The sequence below is a fragment of the Nostoc sp. 'Peltigera membranacea cyanobiont' 210A genome, assembly GCF_002246015.1.
In the GTDB taxonomy this organism is placed as follows: domain Bacteria; phylum Cyanobacteriota; class Cyanobacteriia; order Cyanobacteriales; family Nostocaceae; genus Nostoc.
Genome location: NZ_NOLJ01000016.1, coordinates 93,928 through 97,314 on the forward strand (window position 1 = coordinate 93,928; position 3,387 = coordinate 97,314).

General features: G+C 43.4%; 3 protein-coding genes and 1 pseudogene. 1 reads left to right on the forward strand and 3 read right to left on the reverse strand.

What is annotated here, in order from left to right; translation table 11 throughout:
• Positions 1-130 precede the first annotated feature (130 nt).
• Positions 131-1,663, forward strand: a complete 1,533-nt coding sequence (locus tag CDG76_RS34005) for a SagB/ThcOx family dehydrogenase (RefSeq protein WP_094353235.1) — start codon at positions 131-133, stop codon at positions 1,661-1,663.
• A gap of 87 nt (positions 1,664-1,750) precedes the next feature.
• On the opposite strand, the pseudogene CDG76_RS38835 reads toward CDG76_RS34005, so the two are convergent.
• From CDG76_RS38835 to CDG76_RS34015, 3 genes and pseudogenes are all read right to left on the reverse strand, one after another.
• Positions 1,751-1,963: pseudogene (locus CDG76_RS38835) on the reverse strand (IS4 family transposase); the annotation flags it as partial.
• Between the two features lie 343 nt (positions 1,964-2,306).
• Positions 2,307-3,035, reverse strand: coding sequence for an ABC transporter ATP-binding protein (locus CDG76_RS34010; RefSeq protein WP_094353236.1), 729 nt, complete (start codon positions 3,033-3,035; stop codon positions 2,307-2,309).
• A 77-nt stretch (positions 3,036-3,112) separates the two neighbouring features.
• A complete protein-coding gene (locus CDG76_RS34015; protein ID WP_094353237.1) occupies positions 3,113-3,337 on the reverse strand; it encodes an indolepyruvate ferredoxin oxidoreductase subunit alpha in 225 nt (74 codons plus the stop codon).
• Between the last annotated feature and the right edge of the window lie 50 nt (positions 3,338-3,387).

A 3,387-nucleotide genomic window follows, 5' to 3' on the forward strand; every position in this document is an offset into this window, starting at 1 on the left:
CCCAATCCCCAATCCAATTGTTACCATTTACCACTTTATGACTCTGAGGATTGTACCAATTGACACGAAATAATGAGGCTAATGAATGCCAAGATCAAGAAAAGGATGCCCCAAGGATATTAAAAGTACTATGCCAGAATTACACCAATCGATTGCCCAGCATTATCACGAACGGACTAAATACAACCCTGAGACTCTCGCTTCCAAAAGTCAGCGCTTAGACTGGACTAAACAGCCAGTGCCCTTTAAAGAGTACAAAATTGGCTCTACTATTGATCTCAAACCCTATATCCAAGAAAGAGCAGAGGCTTATGCTAATAACCCAGATGCTCTATGGTGGCAAAGACTTTCACGGCTATTGTTTCGCAGTTATGGATTGACGGCGAAAATGCCTTCTATGGGTAGTGCAGTGTATTTACGCGCTGCTCCCAGTGCAGGCGGACTATACCCTGCTGAGGTGTATGTGGTTTCCCGTGGCACTTCGTTATTGCCGCCTGGTCTATATAACTACCAGTGTCGAACTCATTCTCTGATGCATTATTGGGAAAATGATGTTTGGCAAACTCTTCAAGAGTCTTGTTTCTGGCATCCTTCTTTAGAAAATACCCAATTAGCAATTATTATCACTGCGGTTTTCTACCGTTCTGAGTGGCGCTATGAAGATCGGGCTTATCGGCGGATTTTTCTGGATACGGGGCATCTGTTGGGTAATATCGAGCTAGCTGGTGCGATTACTGATTATCGCCCCCATTTAATCGGCGGCTTTGTGGATGAATCCGTCAACGATCTGCTTTATGTCGATCCGCAACAAGAAGGTGCGATCGCTGTCTTACCTCTGGCAGACTTGTTAGATGTGAATCAAAATTTGCCATTGGGATGTACTGCTTTACCTTCCGCGACTGAAACCAGTTATCCTCAAATCCCTGATGGGGAATTACTAACATATTTCCATCGACACACCCAGATCCAACCAGGTGTAACTGGTAATCTTAATCTACCAACTATTAAACAAGAAAAATCTTTAGAGGATAAATACAATTTTCCTTTCTGTTTAAAAATTCCCACCACCACCGCACCTATAAACTGGGGACAAAAACTATCAGAACTGGAAACCACTATGTATAAGCGACGCTCTACCCGCGCTTACAATGGTGATGATTTAAGCTTCGATGAATTGAAAAGTTTACTCGATTTCACTTACCAACCGCAAAATTACATCGACCAAAGCTTAGATATTTCTCCAGACTACTTCGATCTAAATTTAATCGAAACATTCATTGCTGTTTGTGGAGTCAAAGGACTGGAGGCGGGTTGTTACTATTACGCACCCAAAGCCCAAGAATTACGCCAAATCCGGTTTAAAAACTTTCGGCGAGAGTTACATTTTCTCTGTTTAGGACAAGAATTAGGGCGGGATGCGGCAGCAGTGTTATTTCATACAGCCGATTTGAAAGCTGCGATCGCACAATATGGCGATCGCGTTTACCGTTACTTGCACATGGATGCTGGTCATTTGGGACAACGCCTGAATTTAGCGGCAATGCACCTGAATGTCGGCGTCAGTGGTATCGGTGGATTCTTTGACGATCAAGTAAATGAAGTTTTGGGTATTCCTGCTGATGAAGCTGTTTTATATATCACTACATTGGGACGCCCAAGATAAAAATAATCCCAGAGACGCGGAGAACCCAGAGAATTTCTTTCTCTGTCCTTTACGTCTCTGTGCAAGCTTAAGGGGCTACAACTTGGGCTAGGATGCAGATAAAATAAGCCTCATCGCCCTTTGTCCTTGTTGGTAGTACTGGTGCTTGTTAAGACTTAGCGTCAATAATTCGGCAACTAACTCGTAGGAATCTTCCATATCCATCCATATAATCCAATATAAAAACTGCTATGACGGCGAATAAGTCCCTCCAGATTCTTTAATTCGACCGATATATTTTGGGATACCTATACATTTAATTTATGGTTGGGGTCTAAATACCCATCCATAACGTAATTCAGAATTGCGAATTGCGAATGTGGATTTTGGTAAATCCGGGTAATTTACGTTTTTGTCAGTTTTTCCTGAATGAATGTCCTGTTTTGCCTCTCGACTAGCTGTAGATGTGATTAGAAACGAGATTATTAGGGAGAATTCTTTGAGCATCGAAAACGACGGTCGCGGCAGTGGCAGGTAGTGTTATGGCTTTTGTATTAGTTCTAGATAGCGTCGGCGCAGCCCAACCTAGTCATCGCTATAGACTGGTGAAGCTCCGATATTAAGCTGGTGTTATGTTGAATGGGGCAAGAGTGATAAAAAAGGGTTAATGTCTCTTACCTGCTCCCAGATATAGCTCACCCACTTTCGGGTCATTCAACAATTCTTCACCAGGGCCGGAGATCGCATCACGTCCCGATTCTAATACATACCCACGATTAGCCATCTCTAAAGCTTTACGGGCATTTTGTTCTACTAATACGATCGCAGTACCTGCCTGATTAATTTGTTTAATCTGCTCGAACACTTGTGTCACCAAAATCGGCGACAAAGCAGCAGATGGCTCATCTAAAATCAGCAAACCAGGTTCCAACATCAAAGCTTTGCCCATCGCTAGCATCTGGCGTTCTCCTCCAGAGAGAGTACCAGCGCGTTGACGACGGCGATCGTTTAATCTCGGAAACATAGTAAATATTTTATCTTTAATTGGTTTCAGGGGAACGTTAAGCACAAAAGCGCCCATCTCCAAGTTCTCTTCAACACTGAGAGAGGGGAAAACATTGGCGATTTGCGGTACGTAGCACATTCCTCGTTGGACAATTTGATTGGACTTTAGCCCCACGATATTTTCACCTTTGAAGGTAATTGTGCCTGTGTGGGGGATCAAAAGCCCAAAAATTGCTTTTGCCAATGTAGATTTACCTGCACCGTTGGGGCCAATCACTGTCACCAATTCCCCTGGTGCAACCTGAAAATTCACACCTTGCAGGATATCTACATCTTTGATGTATCCAGCGTGAACATTTTGAACTTCTAATAAATAATCATTTGTCATTGGTCACTTGTCATTGGTCATTGGTCAACAGTCAAGTCAAACATAACTATTGACTATTGACTGTTGACTATGGACTATTACGGAGTTTTTTGCAACTCTGGTCGTTCTTCTGCAAGAATCGCCCCTTCAACAGGGCAAACTTGGAGACAGATGCCACAGTCGATGCAAGTAGCAAAGTCAATCCAGTACCAATCAGTTCCCTTGGTGTTTTTGCCTGGGCCATCATGAATACAAGCTACTGGACAGGCATCTACGCAGTCAGCAACGCCTTCACAGACTTCTGTAACAATTGTATGCGGCATGTTCTCGATTCCCTCTCTTCTGTATCGGCTCTTTCTAGCCTAGCAGGGGA

What these genes read in the sequence shown, in the direction of transcription:
- CDG76_RS34005 (WP_094353235.1), top strand. Translation starts at nt 131, where the DNA reads ATGCCAGAATTACACCAATCGATTGCCCAGCATTATCACGAACGGACT.
- CDG76_RS34010 (WP_094353236.1), bottom strand. Translation starts at nt 3,035, where the DNA reads ATGACAAATGATTATTTATTAGAAGTTCAAAATGTTCACGCTGGATAC.
- CDG76_RS34015 (WP_094353237.1), bottom strand. Translation starts at nt 3,337, where the DNA reads ATGCCGCATACAATTGTTACAGAAGTCTGTGAAGGCGTTGCTGACTGC.